The 17508-nt window shown below is 40.0% G+C and carries 13 protein-coding genes; 8 read left to right on the top strand and 5 right to left on the bottom strand.

Annotated elements, in window-relative coordinates; translation table 11 throughout:
- The first annotated feature begins 266 nt into the window (after nt 1-266).
- Together HHO47_RS09295 and HHO47_RS09290 are read left to right on the top strand one after the other, a co-directional pair.
- A complete protein-coding gene (locus HHO47_RS09295; RefSeq protein ID WP_169020045.1) occupies nt 267-1664 on the top strand; it encodes a PhoH family protein in 1398 nt (465 codons plus the stop codon).
- Between the two features lie 534 nt (nt 1665-2198).
- Nucleotides 2199-3116, top strand: coding sequence for a diguanylate cyclase (locus HHO47_RS09290; RefSeq protein ID WP_169020044.1), 918 nt, complete (start codon nt 2199-2201; stop codon nt 3114-3116).
- A 66-nt stretch (nt 3117-3182) separates the two neighbouring features.
- Here HHO47_RS09290 and HHO47_RS09285 read toward each other — a convergent pair whose 3' ends face one another.
- Both HHO47_RS09285 and HHO47_RS09280 read right to left on the bottom strand, forming a co-directional pair.
- Nucleotides 3183-3563, bottom strand: coding sequence for a DUF3192 domain-containing protein (locus tag HHO47_RS09285; protein ID WP_169020043.1), 381 nt, complete (start codon nt 3561-3563; stop codon nt 3183-3185).
- A gap of 164 nt (nt 3564-3727) precedes the next feature.
- Complete coding sequence (locus HHO47_RS09280) at nt 3728-4672, bottom strand: D-2-hydroxyacid dehydrogenase (protein WP_169020042.1); 945 nt, start codon at nt 4670-4672, stop codon at nt 3728-3730.
- Nucleotides 4673-4775: 103 nt separating this feature from the next.
- Here HHO47_RS09280 and zntR point away from each other — a divergent pair, with 103 nt between their 5' ends.
- From zntR to HHO47_RS09260, 4 genes are all read left to right on the top strand, one after another.
- Nucleotides 4776-5189 (top strand): Zn(2+)-responsive transcriptional regulator, encoded by a 414-nt coding sequence (gene zntR, locus HHO47_RS09275; RefSeq protein WP_169020041.1) that lies wholly within the window; start codon nt 4776-4778, stop codon nt 5187-5189.
- On the top strand, nt 5173-6297 hold the full coding sequence (locus HHO47_RS09270) for an SO_0444 family Cu/Zn efflux transporter (protein WP_169020040.1): 1125 nt from the start codon (nt 5173-5175) through the stop codon (nt 6295-6297). The genes zntR and HHO47_RS09270 overlap by 17 nt, the downstream gene beginning before the upstream one ends.
- A 157-nt stretch (nt 6298-6454) precedes the next feature.
- Nucleotides 6455-7588 (top strand): 1-acyl-sn-glycerol-3-phosphate acyltransferase, encoded by a 1134-nt coding sequence (locus HHO47_RS09265; RefSeq protein WP_169020039.1) that lies wholly within the window; start codon nt 6455-6457, stop codon nt 7586-7588.
- Nucleotides 7589-7651: 63 nt separating this feature from the next.
- Nucleotides 7652-7897 carry a DUF1289 domain-containing protein gene (locus HHO47_RS09260; RefSeq protein WP_169020038.1) on the top strand — a complete coding sequence of 82 codons (246 nt, stop codon included), beginning with the start codon at nt 7652-7654 and terminating at the stop codon, nt 7895-7897.
- Here the strand turns inward: HHO47_RS09260 and HHO47_RS09255 are convergent.
- On the bottom strand, nt 7894-8511 hold the full coding sequence (locus HHO47_RS09255) for a transporter substrate-binding domain-containing protein (protein WP_248290967.1): 618 nt from the start codon (nt 8509-8511) through the stop codon (nt 7894-7896). The genes HHO47_RS09260 and HHO47_RS09255 overlap by 4 nt on opposite strands.
- Nucleotides 8512-8841: 330 nt before the next feature.
- Here HHO47_RS09255 and HHO47_RS09250 point away from each other — a divergent pair, with 330 nt between their 5' ends.
- Both HHO47_RS09250 and HHO47_RS09245 read left to right on the top strand, forming a co-directional pair.
- Nucleotides 8842-9045 carry a DUF3283 family protein gene (locus HHO47_RS09250; RefSeq protein ID WP_169020037.1) on the top strand — a complete coding sequence of 68 codons (204 nt, stop codon included), beginning with the start codon at nt 8842-8844 and terminating at the stop codon, nt 9043-9045.
- 183 nt (nt 9046-9228) lie between these two features.
- Complete coding sequence (locus tag HHO47_RS09245) at nt 9229-13737, top strand: EAL domain-containing protein (protein WP_169020036.1); 4509 nt, start codon at nt 9229-9231, stop codon at nt 13735-13737.
- Nucleotides 13738-13851: 114 nt separating this feature from the next.
- On the opposite strand, the gene HHO47_RS09240 is transcribed toward HHO47_RS09245, so the two are convergent.
- Together HHO47_RS09240 and HHO47_RS09235 are read right to left on the bottom strand one after the other, a co-directional pair.
- The gene (locus HHO47_RS09240) at nt 13852-14811 is read right to left on the bottom strand and encodes an ion transporter (protein WP_169020035.1); all 960 of its coding nucleotides are present in this window, start codon (nt 14809-14811) and stop codon (nt 13852-13854) included.
- Nucleotides 14812-14815: 4 nt separating this feature from the next.
- Nucleotides 14816-17491: a bifunctional acetate--CoA ligase family protein/GNAT family N-acetyltransferase gene (locus HHO47_RS09235; RefSeq protein WP_169020034.1), complete on the bottom strand. Its 2676-nt coding sequence runs from the start codon at nt 17489-17491 to the stop codon at nt 14816-14818.
- Nucleotides 17492-17508 lie beyond the last annotated feature (17 nt).

The following is a 17508-nucleotide window of genomic DNA, read 5'->3' as shown; positions in this document are numbered from 1 at the left end:
CTATGTTACCTGTTAGCTAACACCACTGCAAGGTGCGAACCAGCTGACTTTTAATTAATGTAATAACTGTGAATTATTCCTATTAAAGTTACTGTAATAAGGATTAATTCAAAACAAAAAAAGCTTTGTCATAAAACAGACTTTTATGACATCTAAGCTAAACTTAGAATATGCCTAGCAATTAAGTTTTTCAGGGTGGACATTCAACCCGTTTTACTTGATCAGTTGGGTATAGCATAAAAATCATAAAACGTAAGGAAAGTGCTATGGAAAAAGCTTCGAACCTTGATAGTAAAATGTATGTGCTAGATACCAATGTATTGCTTCATGAACCCCTCGCGTATTTATCATTCCAAGAACACGATGTTGTAATTCCCATGACAGTTTTAGAGGAACTGGATCATATAAAAGATCGTAAGCATGATGTCAGCCGTGATGCCCGTGTGGCGATCCGCGGTTTGGATGAAGTACTCAAAGATGCCACACCAGAACAAATGCTCAAAGGCGTCGCGTTACCTAGTAATAAAAAGGCCAAAGCGTCTTCGGCTGGCACGCTTATTATTGTTAATGATCATTTATTTGTCGATTCTATCTCAGGTTTGCCAGGTAATGAAAATGACCACCGTATTATCAATTGTGCAGTTCATTTGCAAAAACAACACCCTAATAGCAAGGTGGTATTAGTTACCAAAGATATTAATATGCGTTTAAAGGCTAAAGGCGCAGGGCTTAAATTTGTTGAAGATTATCGTACCGATCAGCTGATTGATGATATTGCTTTGCTCTCCAGTGGTTATAAAAAAATTGCTGGCGATTTTTGGCAACATGTGGGCGAATGTGAAACACAACAGCATGGTCGTGATGCATTTCATAAAGTGGCAAAAAGTTTGATCCCCGATGTGTTTTGTAATGAATATTTACTTGATGACAGCGGTCAGTTTGCCGCACGAGTTAAATCTTATGATGAGCAGCATATTATGCTCAAAGATATCGGTGTTGAGCGTTTAATGCATCAGTCGGCATGGGGCGTAAAGCCAAAAAATATTTATCAAGGCATGGCAATGGATGCGTTACTTGATACCGGTATTGAGTTAGTTATTTTAACCGGTCCTGCAGGCTGTGGAAAAACATTACTAGCGCTTGCCTGTGCTTTGGAAATGGTGGTTGAAAAAGGTATTTATGATAAGGTCATTGTCACCCGAAATACTCCAGAAATTGCTGAGTCGATCGGTTTTTTACCCGGCACCGAAGAGGAAAAAATGGCACCATGGTTAGCTGCGATCACCGATACCTTAGAGGTATTACACAAAGGCGACGAAAACCCTATTTCAAGCCGTAACTATATTATGGAAAAGGCCAATGTACAGTTTAAATCAGTTAACTTTATGCGTGGTCGCAGTATTCAAAATGCGGTAGTCATTTTAGATGAAAGCCAAAACCTTACTGCCTCACAACTGAAAACCATTATTACCCGTTGTGGCGAGGGTACTAAGTTAATTTGCTCTGGTAATCTTGCGCAAATAGATAGTAACTACTTAACTCCAGTTACTTCTGGTTTAACGTATATTGTCGAGCGCTTCAAAGATTTTGAAGGCAGCGCCACGGTTAACTTAAATGGTGTGGTGAGAAGCCGTTTAGCATCGTTTGCGGAAGAAAATTTATAACTTGCACAGTCCCACTTGGCTCGCTAACCTTGTGCACAAAGTTAGCGCTAAGCATCGGCCTGTAGTTTGAACTTTCTACCTTTAAAACATTACTGTCGTTCACTGGCTGTGGTATTTATTGTACCGCCTGCTGGTGGCAGTTGAGTGTCTCTTTAGTATAACTGTTAATATTGTGGCTCAATTGGATCCTATCGCCTGACACAATACTTTAGTGATTCATTCTGAGCGGGGAATTAATTAATCTGTTGCATTAAGTCAGCTTTCAAGACGTAATGATTTATTGCAATTTATGTGAATAAACGTGCTAAATTGTGTATAAGTCATCTGCAATAATTAAAATTGCCGAGGTAAGCAAATACTTTGGAACGATTAGTGCGTATACCCAAACCACCTCAAGATGCGAGTGTCGTTGATATTAAGCTCCTGTGAAAGGCTGAATTCTGCATCTTGAGGCGGCTTGGGTATATATCCCTGACTCAGTTAGAATTCGAATTAGCACGAGTAAATAGATACATTCAAATACAAGGCCAGTAAATGTTGAAGAAAGCTAAAATACTGATCGTTGATGATGATCCATTAAATCGATTGGTGTTGGAAAAAACATTAGCGAATGATCACGAAATATTTTTAGTTGAAAGTGGTGAAAAAGCCCTGACATTTGTTAAATCAACGACGGTTGACTTAATTATCCTCGATATAGTCATGCCTGGCATAAATGGCTATGAGGTGTTAATTCAGTTAAAAGAAAATTCAACTACGCACGCTATTCCAGTCATCTTTATTTCAGCTAATACAAGCGATGATGATGAAGCGAAAGGGTTTGAATTAGGCGCGATGGACTATATTGCTAAGCCATTTAGTCCCGCAATTGTTCGTGCTCGAGTGCGTAATCAATTATTGATCAAGCAAAAAAATGACTTGTTAGAAATGCTCGCTTCCATTGATGGGCTGACAGAAATACCTAATCGACGTTATTTAGATGAAAGTTTATCGCGTGAATGGCGTCGCAGTCGTCGAGCTGGTACACCGTTATCGGTGCTATTAATAGATATAGATCACTTTAAGCGTTATAACGATTGTTATGGTCACCGTGCTGGGGATGACTGTCTTAAACGGGTTGCACACGCATTAGTTGCAGCGTGTGAGCGTGGGGGTACTGACTTTGTTGCGCGCTACGGTGGTGAAGAATTTGCCGCTGTGTTACCCGATATTAACCAACAAGAGGCATTGGAATTTGCTAATAAACTCAGAGATGCTGTTAATGCGCTTGCTATACCGCATAAAGCATCACTCAACGCCGCTCATATTACGATAAGTATTGGGGTTGCTACCACTGAGTTTGGTCAAGTTTATGCTGAGCATATATTACTTGAAGAAGCCGATTTAGGTTTGTATCAAGCTAAAGGGAGTGGTCGCGATAAAATTATCACTCGGGTTATTGCTGCAAGTTAGTAAAGTCAGTTATTACAGTAAATAAAGAGTGAGTATGCTCCACTCTTTATTGTCTTCGTTTAGTGTCTAGGCGGCACTAAGTGAATTATAAATACTATCACCCACACCTATCAGCTTCTCGTTTTTAAAGATCAGTGGTGTGCATTCATCTTTTGTCACTTTTCCGTCAGAGTGAATACTGTGAGTGACATAAAATAGCACTTGATATACATCGCCGTCTTCTTTTAGTAACTCAGTAAAGTCAGGGGTTTTAAGTTGATTTAAAACACTTTGATAGCTGCTATCTAGTCCTAACGATGCGATAGTTTCACGATTAGATTGATGGTGCTTTTCCCAGCTTGAATTATTACCTGCCCAATGCGTTTCTGCTTCACCGTCTGATACAGCAATGACACAACCAGTAAGAAATGGGACTGTAAGGGCGGCAATTAAAAGTGCTTTTTTCATTATTTTATCCTGATACTAAATAGTGATTATTAATTTATTTATTAAGTAGCAAAGAATCTGCCAATATTTTAATTTATTAAAAATCATGTGGTTAGTTGTTTTTTGCAAAGTGGTAAATTGTATTTAACCACCTTACATAGTAGTAAAAACTAAAATTTAGTTTATTACACCAACCTGTTTAAGCTTTCACCTTGGCTAAATGCGCAAATATTTAAGCTGACTTGCTTTACTAAGCGAATGATTGACTCTTCACTGGCCCATGCAATATGTGGAGTCAGTATTAAATTATCACCACGATAAGCGGCCAGTGGGTTATCTAGCTCAGCAGGTTCTTTGCTTAACACATCGAACCCAGCTCCTGCGATCTGTTTATTTTCTAATGCCTGCGCTAACTGTGCTTCGTTAACAATGCCACCGCGTGCGGTGTTAATTAAAATGGCGCTAGGTTTCATCATCGCCAGCTCTTCACTGCCAATTAGATCGCGGCTTTGATCGGTTAATGGGCAGTGAACACTGATAATGTCGGCGCTCTTTATTGCGTGAAAAAACTCCGTGCGACCTTCTCTTGGGCTGTGATCTTTACGCTCACTAATGATTACATTTGCACCAAATGCTTTTGCAACATCTGCAACTGCTTTACCAAGCGAACCATAACCGATAATTGCTAAGGTTTTACCGCCAATATCATTAAAACGATAATCAAGGCGACAAAACATCTCACTTTGTTGCCATAAGCCTTGTTGGCAATCGGCAATATAACGGTGGGTATTACCGAGTAAGTTAGTGATCAAAGCAAAGGTGTGTTGTACAACCGAAGGTGTTGAGTAGCCTGCAACATTGGTTACGGCAATACCAAATTCTTTCGCGGCGACTAAATCAACATTGTTAGTACCAGTTGCGGCCACACATATGAGCTTTAACTCAGGTAGTTTTGCCAGTGTTTCGCGATTAAGTACTACTTTATTAGTGATTAATACATCAGCGCCTGCACTGTGCGCTAAAACTTGTGTTGGGCTGGTTAGTGAATAACTAGTGAAATTGCCAAGTGTTTGAAAAGGCTCAAGTGATGTGCCTGCTAATGTGGCAGAATCGAGAAGTGTAATGTTCATGCGCTTTCCTTTATTATATAAAATAATTTTAATGCTTGACCTTGGTGTGTACTCTAAGGTTTATACTTGGTATCAGTTGATAATACACTCATTGGAGACACAGATGAAAATAGGTGAGTTTGCTAATCAGTTAGGTGTCTCTACAGATACCCTAAGATACTATGAAAAACATAATTTGTTAACGCTATCAAATCGAACTGGGTCTGGTTATCGCGATTATGGTGAAGTGGAGTTAAAGCAAATGAAGTTTATTTTACGTGCTAAAAATGTTGGCTTTAGTTTGGCTGAGATCAAAGAGTTACTACAAATTAAATTTAAAAAGCATCAGCACTCATGTCATGAAGTAAAAGATTTAACACTACAAAAACGTGACTTAGTCGCAGAGCGCATTGCAGAGCTAACACGTTTTCATCAATCACTATCGGTACTTGCTGATAAGTGCTGTGGCGGACAAGAGCCCGCAGATAACTGTTCAATATTAACCACTTTGGAGGACATCGATGGACTTACTCAATAATTTTTGGCAGTTATTTTTATTATCTGCCCCTTGGTTAATGCTTGGTTTACTCATTGCCGGGTTATTAAATGTGTATTTACCGGCAAATTTTTTAAATAAACATTTAGGTAAAGAAGGTTTTTTGACCACTGTTAAAGCTGCTTTTATTGGTGCGCCAATGCCGTTGTGCTCGTGCGGTGTAATACCTGCTGCAATAGGTCTAAGACGTGCTGGTGCTTCAAAAAGTGCCACCACTGCGTTTTTAGTGTCGACTCCTGAAACTGGGGTTGATTCGGTGTCAGTGTCGTATGTGTTATTAGGCCCATTTATGGCGATTATTCGTCCCATAGCTGCGATTTGCAGTGCTATTGTTGCTGGTGTATTAGTAGGGCGTGATAGCGATAAACAACAAATAACAGCAGCTGTAGAAACTGCAGTGGAAACTGGTTGTTGTGCGTCTGAATCAGCAGAAACTGAAGTAAAAACTAGTTGCTGTGCACCTAAACCGTCTCAGTCTAAAGCTGCAACTAGCTGTTGCGATACAGCACCTACAGCATCGCAAAGTCAATGGCAGAAGATGCGACAAGCAATGAGTTTTAGCTGTAATAAACTGTTATCCGATACTATGGTCTGGCTAATGATTGGTTTGTTCTTTGCAGCCTTAGTGCAAACTTATGTGCCAGAATCATTTTTAACCCAATGGGGCAGTGGTATTTTGGCTATGCTGGTGGTGATAGTGATCAGTATTCCAATGTACATTTGCGCAACCGCATCTACACCCATTGCGGCTGGGTTATTATTGAGTGGCGTATCTCCGGGAGCCGTATTGGTATTTATGCTTGCGGGGCCGGCTACCAATATTGCTACGTTAGGTGTTGTGGCTAATGAGCTTGGTAAACGTGCCGTGGTTGCTTATTTAATAGGTGTAATAGGCGTTGCTTTAATATTTGGCTTTTTAACCGATTATTTAGTGGCAGAGTTTGGCTTTGTTGTTACACCATTATTAGGTGCAGAACATCAAGTGTTACCACATTGGTTAACTCTTCTCTGTGGTACTATTTTAGCGCTGTTAATGGTGCGTTTAGTTCTTAAAAGAGCGTTTAGTAATACAGGTAAGAGTATTGCATAATTGAATGTTATTAAATATATTTTTAGCGGTTATAAAATATAAACAATGGAGCAAATTAATGACTTAGTTCGCATTTTAGGTTGTCTGAGTTATAATCGCCCATAGAATATAAACGGTGCGCATGAGCGCACCGTTTTTTAACTTTAAAGATGCAGTAATGAGTGAGCCAGTGGACAAGTACGCAGATATAAGACCTTACAATGATGATGAAGTAGCCGCTTCGGTTGCACGTTTGATTGATGATAATGCGTTTATTGATGTAGTTGCAAAATATAACTTACCGCGTTTTTTATCAGCTATACCTTTGTTGTCTAGAACATTGGTAAAGTATCAGTTACGTAAAAAGTGGGGCGCTATCAACAGTGTTGAGCAAGTTCAACAAATCGTTGCTAAGTATTTAGCACAGCTGGTAAAACGCACCACAACTGAGGTGACTTTTTCTGGTTTGGATCAACTTGATCCAAAGCAAGCGTATTTGTTTATCTCAAATCATCGCGATATCGTACTTGATCCTGCGTTAATTAATTGGGGCTTATTCAGCCATAAAATGAAGACAGTCCGTATTGCCATCGGTGATAATTTACTGCAAATCCCTTATATCACCGAACTGATGCGTTTAAATAAAAGCTTTATTGTTAAGCGCTCAGTTAAAGCGCCAAAAGAAATGCTCAAAGCATTATCGCAGCTTTCGGCTTATATTTATGATTCGCTTACTGGCGGTAATTCAATTTGGATTGCACAAAAAGAAGGCCGTGCTAAAGATGGCTTTGATCAAACAGATCCTGCGCTACTTAAAATGTTGCAGCTTAATGGTCGTAAGCAAAAAAAAGAGTTTGCTGAATATATACGTGAGCTAAAAATTGTACCAGTATCAATTTCATATCAATATGAACCTTGCGCAACAGCCAAAGCCAAAGAGCTTTATCATAAGCAGCATCATGGTAAATATGTTAAGTCAGCGGGTGAAGATATTGCCAGTATTGTTGAAGGTTTTAGTACCGCAAAAGGGCATGTTCATTTAGCATTTGGACAACCAATTAAAGAAGGGTGTGAATCAGCAGAGCAGTTGGCAAAAACCATTGATCAGCAAATTATTGATTCGTTTTTTTTACATCCCGGGAACTACATTGCGGGTGGCTGTAAACAAGCGGTGATTGATAAAGACGATGCTCAGGCATTTGAGATGCGCCTGGCGCGTGTGCCAGATGAGCTAAAACCACTGGTGTTAGCTATGTACGCTAAGCCATTTCATCGTAAAGTTGAGCTTAATAGTAACGAAAGCGGCCAATAACTACTGTAAAACATCTTAAAAAACGGGCTATACTAAAGTTGTGTTTATTGGCCGATGTTTACTATGCAACAAATTGAAATTTTTGAAATTCCAAGTCCTTGCAAAAACATTTGCGAGGTAAATAACCGAGGCTATTGCAAAGGTTGCTACCGAAGTAGGGAAGAGCGCTTTGGCTGGAATTCATTTTCAAACGTAGAAAAAAAGCAAGTCATCAGTTTGTGTCAACAACGTTATAAGCGTTACTTGCAAAAACGCCAAGCACTTGACGCTAAACCAGTAGCTCCTGAGCAAGGGGATTTTGGTTTTTAATCAAGATTATGTTTCGCTCTGAGTAAACGAATTGTACCGTTTTCATTGAGTTTATGCAGTTGCTCTTCAAGTTTAGGTATTAACGCGCTATGGCGTGAATGCAAAAAATGAAAGCTTTTTATCGGTGCCAACACTTCAGTTTGAAATTGCTTAATATTAAACTTAGGGTGTTTAGTCGATAATAAAAAGTCGAGTAAAATCACACCTTGGACTTTACCTTGAGTGAGTAAATTAAGTTGAGCCGTGACGCTTTTCACCTTAATAATGTCACCAATAAAAGGGTGTTCGTTAAGATAACTCTGCGCCGCAGGATACCCAACTTGAATAGCGATATTATCTAGCTGCTCAAGTGTGCATTGTTGGCAGTTTTTTAATAGTACAAGGTTAAACTCAAATAGCGAAAAGTTAACCTGATGCAAGTTTTGATATTGTTGGCTGATACTGGCTATTCGTCCTAATTGGCCATCAAGCGTGCCATTGTTCGCTGCAGATAAAGCGCTTTGGTGATTAAAGTCAATAATATCTACATCATAGCCGAGTTCCTTATATGCAAGGGTCATCAGCTCAATAACATAGCGAGCTTGTGGTGTATCTGCTGGGCGATTGAATCGCATCTGTTTTGTGTTTGCTAAAGTGCTCAGTGACGTTAGTAAGCAACTGATCATTATGAGGTGAAGGAAGTACTTAATCACAGCGTTTCCATATCAAGACTAAAAACACTACCAATCTACGTTTAAAAGCTAAAAAGCGCAAGTTTAGCCGTGACTCTTTTATTTATACCCAAGCCACCTCAGGATACAGAATTCAACGTTTCCCAGGGGCTTAATATCAATGTCTTGCCTAAATCGCTTGTCATTCCAATGACGCTCGCATCTTGAGGTGGTTTGGGCATAGTTGTTTGTTATACTCTGGGTATTAATATGATTAGTAATAGCTGGTAATTTATGTCGTTTAACTTATGCTTACTACCGCGTGAACAAAAATATCAAATTCAATTGGATTACGAGGCATCGTTTTGGGCTTATCAAATAAAACGTGGTAAAAGTACTCGTGAGCAAATATACAATACAATTCATAGTCGCCCAGTGGCAGAGCAGATGTTTTTGAAGCAGCAATTCGAACAATATTTAGCGATGATGCAAAGTTAATGATGGTATTGCGTTTTGAATGCTTAGAGCTACTTAAAACTCCTTTAGTGAATAAGTTTTATGATCAATACAAAGCCTGAGGCTGGGCAACCAGACAAGATCAAGTGTGGGGCGTTTATCATTACTTTGTAATTGTCGCGGCTTGCAGAATTAATTTGTTAAAACAACTACGTGGAAATTTAAATGGGTCAATGGTTTAAGACTTGTATATTCTTTTTGTTAGCCACCTCAGTTGTTGCTAGTCAAGTTGCTATGGCGCAGGTAAAACGTTTATCGCCAAGTGAAGGTTTATCACAAAGCTATGTTAGTACCATGTTGATAGATAAAAGCGGCTATCTTTGGTTAGCAACTGAAGGGGGGTTAAATCGTTACGATGGCTATCAGGTGGTACATATCGCTGGGCCTAATGGTGAGCTAGATGAAGCAATTATTGACCTTATATATCAAGACCCAGATGGTTATATTTGGATTGCGTCGTTAATTGCAGGGCTATTTCGCTATGATCCAAGGACCGATAGCTACCAACAATTTTTATCAAAACCTACCAGTGAAGAGCAAGTTTTAAGTCAGTCAGTATTTAGTATGGTTGCCACCGATAATAAGTCATTATGGATTGGCCGTGGTTGGGACTTTGCTCGCCTTGATTTAGCGACCGGCCAAATTGAGACTATTTTTGAATTACCAGAGCGCTCCCGCAATACCGTGATCCGCAATTTATTACATTACAAAGGTTATATTTTTATTGCCGCTAGTACTGGCGCATATGTCTATCATATAGCGACTGGGCAATACCGAAAATTAGAGCATTTAAGCACAGCTCCAGACCACGTATATCAAAATTATGTAAAATCGTTTGCAATCGGCGAAAATGAGCAACTGTTAGTGGGCGCCGTACGCGGTTTATATCAAGTTGATATTAGTGATTTACCGAGTATGTTTGAGCGTCCAGATGTGCCTTTTAAAAATAAAACCGTATTGAATGATCTTAATATTTGGAAAATAATAAATGACCATGGGGTACTTGATCTGGGCACCGATAAAGGTTTATTTAGTCTCGATTTGAACAGCGGTGAGCTGACTAAAAATAATAGATTAAAAGAAAGTAAATACTCACTGACAGATCCAAGTGTTATCGATATTGTCAAAGATAGTAACGGCGCTATGTGGACAGCTACTAAAAGTGATGGGGCATTTTATTTACCTTATGAGAATTATCATTTTGAAAATGTTAATGCCAGTATGCTATCCGGTGATGGTTTATCGCACCCTTCTATTTGGGGCATAACCGAATATGAAGATAAACTCTGGTTAGCAACTCATAATGGCTTAACTGCGGTTGATTTAAAAACTAATCAAGGACAAGTGTTTTTAAAAGACTATCAAGCTGATTTATTTACCACCGAATTTAATATCTACGCTATTACTCCCTACAAAGATAAATTGTGGCTGCGCACTAATCGCGGGATTTTTAGTTTTGATCCGCATAGCTATGAAATTTTCCCAGCGACAACAGCCGACCCAAGCCAGCAGCACCTGATCACGGGCTGGGTACATGGCTCAGTATTGATGCCAAATGGTGAATTATTTTATGTTCATTCTGATCATGGCATGTTTGTTTATAATATCGACAGCCAAAAGATCACTCCTTTAGGTGGTGAATTTGAAGAGTTTGAACCGTTTTTGGCTTATGGCTTCTTACCACCTTTATCTACTAAGCTTGACTCCCCGCTATTTTATAATGCAGGGGTACTTTATCAGGTTGATCCAAACTCATTTGCTTTAACAAAAATCTATACCGTGCCACAGCAACATGAAAATGTAGCCGTTAATGTGATGTCTTATGTTGTTGATAATAATAATATATTGTGGATCTCGTTATCTAATTTTGGCTTAATTGGTCTAGATGCATCAAATTACAAGCTGCTGTATACCATAGATTTAGGTAAAAATAAGCTCGGAACTTTATTGTACGATATGGTGTTAGATGATGCTGGAATGATTTGGATGAGCAGTCATAAAGGGATCTGGCGATTAAATCCAGAAAACAAACACTTCCAACAATTTACGACTTCAGAAGGTTTGGTTTCTACTGAATTTAATAGTGGTGCATTTACGCGTTTAAAAACTGGCCAAATTGCCTATGGGACGTTAAAAGGATTTAGTTATTTTTACCCAAATGATAATCAACCTAGGCATGGCTTAATTGATCACGTAAATATAACCAGCATTGATTTGATGTCTCGTGAATTATCTACGGATCTTAAACAACCAATAGAAACAATTACCTTAAAGCACGATGATATAGGTCTTGAGGTGGCCTTTTCGGCAATGGCATTTAATTATCAGGAACGTATTATTTACGAGTATCAACTCTCTGGTGGGCAAAAATCTTATACCCGTAATAATAACCGAGTGCTATTTCCAAAACTTAATCCTGGCAAATACCAATTAAAAATTTGGGCTAAAGATCCGCTTACTGGCGACTACACAAAACCGGCCGTGCTGGATATAGTGGTTAAATATCCGCTATGGCGCGCTCCTCAGTTTATAGTGCTTTATGCATTGGTATTTTTTGGATTAGTTACAGTGTGGATAATACGCCGCAATCGAATTCAGCAATTATTATTAGCAGCCCACAGAGAAAGTCAAGAAAGTGAAGCACGCTTAAAATTAGCATTAGAAGGGAGTCGTTCAGGGGTGTGGGATTGGCAGTCTTCAAGTCCAATCATTTATCAACCACGACTTAAAAATGAGTTAGATTATGATGTTGAATCGGTTAATTTAGATGATTATTTAGCAAAAATTCATCCTAAAGATAAACAAAATTTCCGGATTGAATGGTTAGAATTTTTATCCACCGAAAAAGGCTATTTTAACTGCACCTATCGTTTACGCCATAAATTAGGTTATTGGCGCTGGTATAAAGATTTCGGCAAAGTGGTGGCTTGGCAAGGAAGCACCCCCGAGAAAGTGGCCGGCACTTATACCAATATGACCCGTGAGTTAGTGTTTGAAGAACATGCCCGTTTATTTGGCGCTGCATTTGAACAAACCCGCGATTGGGTATTTATTCTGGATAAAAGTTTACGTATTTTAGCTACTAACAAAGCACTGCAGAGTGCATTTAACTTTCCTGTTGATTACCGTTCTAGCTGTTCATTACGGCTAGGGTTAAGTCGTGCTGTAAGGGTTAACTATTTACGTGTAATGAAAGAGCTGCAAGCTGGTGAACATTTTTCTGCAGAAGATACCGTTTGCTTGGCGAATGGCGAGCCGCGTCATGTGCTTATTAAAATTAGTGCGGTGGCTGATACAGAGCAACGTCTAGAAAGCTATGTGGTTATTCTGACTGATATTAATGCCCAAAAATCAGCTGAAAATGAATTGTTTTTATTAGCAAATTACGACAGTTTAACAGGGTTACCAAATCGTACTTTATTTAATGACCGAGTTGAACACGCACTTGAACAGGCTAAAGGCAAAAATTTAAAAGTCGCGTTACTTAATATTAATATCAAACGCTTTAAGTATTTTAATGACTCACTAGGCCATGAAGCCGCTGATGAGATAATAAAGACAGTGGCACTGCGGATCAAATCGCGTGTACAGGCGAAAGACAGTGTAGCCCGTTTTAGTGGTGATGAGTTTATGCTGTTAGTCGAGGGTATTCAACAAATCGAAGAAGTTGTTTTACTGTGCGTTAAGTTGATGGCCAGCTTGAATGACAATATCATTATTAACAATCAGGCGATTAGTGTCAGTTTAAGTATTGGCGTGGCGATTTCGCCTGATGATGCACTCAGTGCGAAAAGTTTAATTAAAGCGGCTGATATTGCACTGTACCATTCGAAAAAGAGCTTGGAAGGTTGTTATCAATTTTACAAACAAGAAATGAATCAGCATGTACAGCGCTCACTGCATTTAGAGTCACAATTAACTCAGGCCTACCAAAATCATGCGTTTTGTAATCATTACCAAGTGATTGTTAACGCTAAAACTTATCAGGCTGAAGGGCTAGAAGTATTGCTGCGATGGCCAGAAAATAACAGTTATGAAACACAAGAGTTTGCGCTTGCTGCTGAGAGTATCGGTTTGATCACAAAAATTATGTTGCAAACATTAGCTAGAGCACTGATAGAGCTTAAACAATGGCAACAGCAAAGAGCTGATTTATATATTTCTATCAACCTGTCAGCACTGGATTTTGAGTATAAAAATTTAGTTGATGAAATTCGCAGTGCGTTAATTAATGCTGATGTATCAGCCAGCTCTGTGGTGTTTGAAATTACAGAATCAGTGCTGATGCATGACTCCTCACAAGCGTTAACCAGCATGTTAAAGTTGAAACAATTAGGCTGTCGCTTATATATGGATGACTTTGGTACAGGTTATGCGTCACTCACCTATTTAAAACGCTTTCCGATTGATGTACTGAAAATTGATCGTAGCTTTGTCACCGATATTGGTATAGATAGTGATGATGAAGCGATTATTCAGTCAATACTCGCATTGGCGAAAAACTTAGGCAAAGAATGCGTCGCAGAAGGCGTTGAAACTAAGCAACAATTGACCTTTCTGCGTAACTTAGGCTGTAATTTATTTCAGGGCTATTTATTCAGTAAAGCAATCCCAGGAGATGATGTAAGCGCACTATTAAATAAAGACTGGCAGTCGTTGTTGAACGAAGACTAGTGCTAGCTTGGGTTTTATTTGCTGAGTCATAACGCTTTTGAGACTCAACACCACAATTCAACCAATCGGGGTGTTGATGCCCTAAATACTTGAAATTTTAACTAGAAGCTATATCTAGTCTTGGCGTTCACCGCAGTGACGACAATAAAGGTTTTTAGTGCGTGCACTAAGTTGATACTTAACTGCTTTGTTTGCTTCTTGCTTACTTAAACCAAGCTTACAGCGCAAATTCTCTAGGTGTTCCAGTTGCGCATCATCTAGTTTACCATCTAGCTCGCCATCATGCAGACATTCATGCACCGCATCACTAAACATGATCCTACGTTTACGTAGCTGTTCAGAGAAGCTCGAAGCTAATAAGCCGGTGGGTATTGCTACCATTCCCATACTCAGTAATGTGATCACGCCGCCAAAGAAACGCCCCAGCGCTGTTACTGGCACAACGTCACCATAACCTACAGTGGTCAGCGTTGCCATTGCCCACCACATGGCATCGGGAATGGAGCCAAATTTATCCGGTTGTACAGCGTGTTCAATTAAGTAAATTCCGCAGGAAGCTAAAATTAGCACCACTGCCATTATAAAGAATGCGGCCAAAAGTGAACTGCTTTCATCACGAAATGATTGTAAAAGTAGCTGCATTGCTCGTGAGTAACGAGTGAGCTTAAAAACACGTAGTAGCCTGAGGACTCTCAAAAAACGCAAATCAAAGGTGATAAACATCATTAAGATCGTAGGCAGAATTGCCATGAGATCAATTAAAGCTAAAGGGGACAGTAAATATTTTAAACGGCGTTGAAAATTACCACAGTCTAAGCTTTTGTACTCGGCACGTTCTACGCATGACCAAAGGCGAAGTAAATACTCGATAGCAAATATGATCACTGAGCCTAACTCTAATATTAAAAATTCATGCTTATATTGCTGAGCTAAACTCGCAATTGATTCAAGCACAATCGCAACGACGTTAATCATGATCAGCGATATTAGAAATATATCGATATAGTGACCCGTCTTACGGTATTCCCCATTACCTTCAAAAAATAGCGCTGTGCGTTTACGTAAATTATCCAAATTATTATCCGTGTTCGTTTCTGCAAGTTAAAGCAAGTACCATATTTATACTGCCTTCTTCAAAGTCGCGGCTGATCTTAAAGCCTAGCTTTCGGGCTAATTCAATCATGCCGGTATTTTCCGTTAGGGTGATACCTTCAATAAATTGCACGCCTTGGCTTTGGCAATACTCAATGGCGGCATGCATTAATAAGCCACCTAAGCCAAGACCTTGGCAGTTTGAGCGTACTACAATGGCAAATTCGGCATGCACTTTATCTGGATCCATTAACACCCGAGAGACGCCAAGCGTAGCGTTATCTTGAGTGATAATAAATGCCATTTCACGATCGTAGTCAATTTGTGTCATTTTAGCGAGTTGATCGTGGTTAAACTGCGGCAGCTCACCAAAAAAGCGTTTGTAGCGATCTTCTTTACTTAGGGATTGATCAAACTCTTGGTGCGCTTGTTCATCTTCTGGTTTTATTGGTCTGAGTGTCGCGTGGGTATTATTTTTCAGCGTCACTTGTTTAACCAGTTCAATCGGGTAAGGGCGAATAGATAACCGCTTACGATGTGATTGTACTTGGTAGTGACTCAGCGTCATGGTGGCATCAAGCACCAAAAAATGCCCATTACTGGCTAAAATAGGATTTAACTCAACCGACGTTATATCGGGTTGATCAATGACCAGTTGTGAAATTCGCGTAAGCAGTGCACAGAGGCGATACTTATCAACTTTCTCAGGCAAAATGCGCTCTTTAAGCACGCTTTTATCATGCGCCGCAGCAATTAAATACTTTGCTAAGTTCATATTCAAAGGTGGTAAAGCAACTGCTGCTTGAGCAAACTCTAGCCCAGTACCGGCTTCTCCTAGAAGTATTACAGGACCAAAATTCGGTTCTGTTTTTATCGCAATACGTAGTTCATTGGCACCCGCTCTGGGAGCCATTTTTTGCAGTGAAAAGCCTTCAATAATCGCATCGGGATACGTGTTTTTTATTCTCAATAGCATTGCAAAGGCGGTTTGCTCTACTTCCTGCGCATCGTTTAAGTTAAGTACCACGCCACCGACTTCTGATTTAGACGGAATACTAGGACTGATCAGTTTCAGTGCTACAGGAAAGCCTAGCTCTATGGCTTGCTCTTTGGCTTCTGTTGGTGTGTAGGCGACTTCGGTTTGAATACATTCAACCCCATAATGATCGAGTATTTTGCTTGCTTGATGAGTTGATAAATAGCTTTGTTGCTCTGCCAAAAACTCATTTACGAGCGCTTTTGCAGCGTGTTTATTGATTTTGGCGTCATCGGTGTTTGACTCTGGAGTTTGGGTTAAATGTTTTTGATTACGGCGATAGCTTACTAAGTGCATAAAAGCACGAACTGCACCCTCAGGGGTACGATAGGTAGGAATGCCGTAGTTGCTACACACGCGACGAGCTGCATAGGCGGCATCTTCCCCCATAAAATTTGTGATCATATAAGGACGCGCCATTTTCGGTAGTTTATTCAACGTTTCAGCGATAATTAATGCATAGTCTTCACTTGGTGCAAGGGCTGATGGCGTATGAATGATCAGCAGATTTTTTACTTCCTTAGCATGTAATAAAATTTCCAGGGCTTGTTGGTAGCGTGCCGGAACGGAGTCACCAAAAATGTCCACCGGATTAGAGGTCATATCCGATTGTGGGATCACTTTATTGAGCGCCGCACGGGTTTCTTCACTCAATTGTGCCAGCTTACCAGAACTTTGTAATAAGCTATCAACGGCCATTACGCCGGGGCCGCCGCCATTAGTTAAAATGGTGAGTTGTTCCACCTTTAATAATTTAGGATGCATGGCCAGTGTTTGTGTAGCAGCAAACAGTTCAGTTAAATCATTTACCCGCAACATACCTGCGCGTTGGAATAGGGCGTCATACACCGCATCTGAACTTTGCTTGCCGCCGGTGTGGATTTCTGCGGCGAGTGCTCCGGCGGCAGTTTTACCGGTTTTAATGGCGATCACCGGTTTACTAAACGCAGCGGCACGGGCAGCTGAAATAAAGCTGCGGATATTCTCTATGTTATCGATGTACAGCAAAATAGCCTTCGTTTTTGCATCGCGACCTAAAAAGTCGAGTAGTTCAGCAAAGTCGATATCTAAACAGTCTCCTACAGAAACAAAATAGGAAAAGCCAATTTCTTTATGTTTTGCCCAATCTAAAATAGTGGAGCATACTGCCGCAGATTGTGAAATAAACGCTAATTTACCAGGGCTTGCGATAGTGTGAGAAAAACTCGCATTAAGGCCAATATGGGGGATCAGTAAACCCAAACAATTAGGGCCAAGTAACGATACTTTGGCTTGTTTTGCGGCTTCTTGCAGTGCTGATTTTTGTTTATGATTGAGTCCGGCTGCGATCACAATCGCATTTTTACAGCCAAACTCTCCCAGCTCTGCAATAATATTATGTAGAGTGTGTTTGTTCGTACAAATAACCGCAAGATCCGGTATTTTCGGTAGCGCTGCAATAGACGAGTAGGCCAGGACGCCGTGTACAGCGCTGTTAGTAGGGCTTACTGGCATGATAGGGCCGTTAAATCCGCCTTGTAATAAGTTGCGCATGACTACAAACCCTGCCCGGGAAACGTTATTCGATGCACCTATAACGGCTACCGAAGTCGGGTTGAAAAACTGATTAATGCGTTTTACACTCATGGTCTTTCCTTGCCAGT

This window comes from Pseudoalteromonas arctica, assembly GCF_012927645.1.
In the GTDB taxonomy this organism is placed as follows: domain Bacteria; phylum Pseudomonadota; class Gammaproteobacteria; order Enterobacterales; family Alteromonadaceae; genus Pseudoalteromonas; species Pseudoalteromonas arctica_A.
The sequence above is the reverse complement of the archived record's forward strand: the minus strand, read 5'-3'. Positions and strand labels throughout refer to the sequence as shown.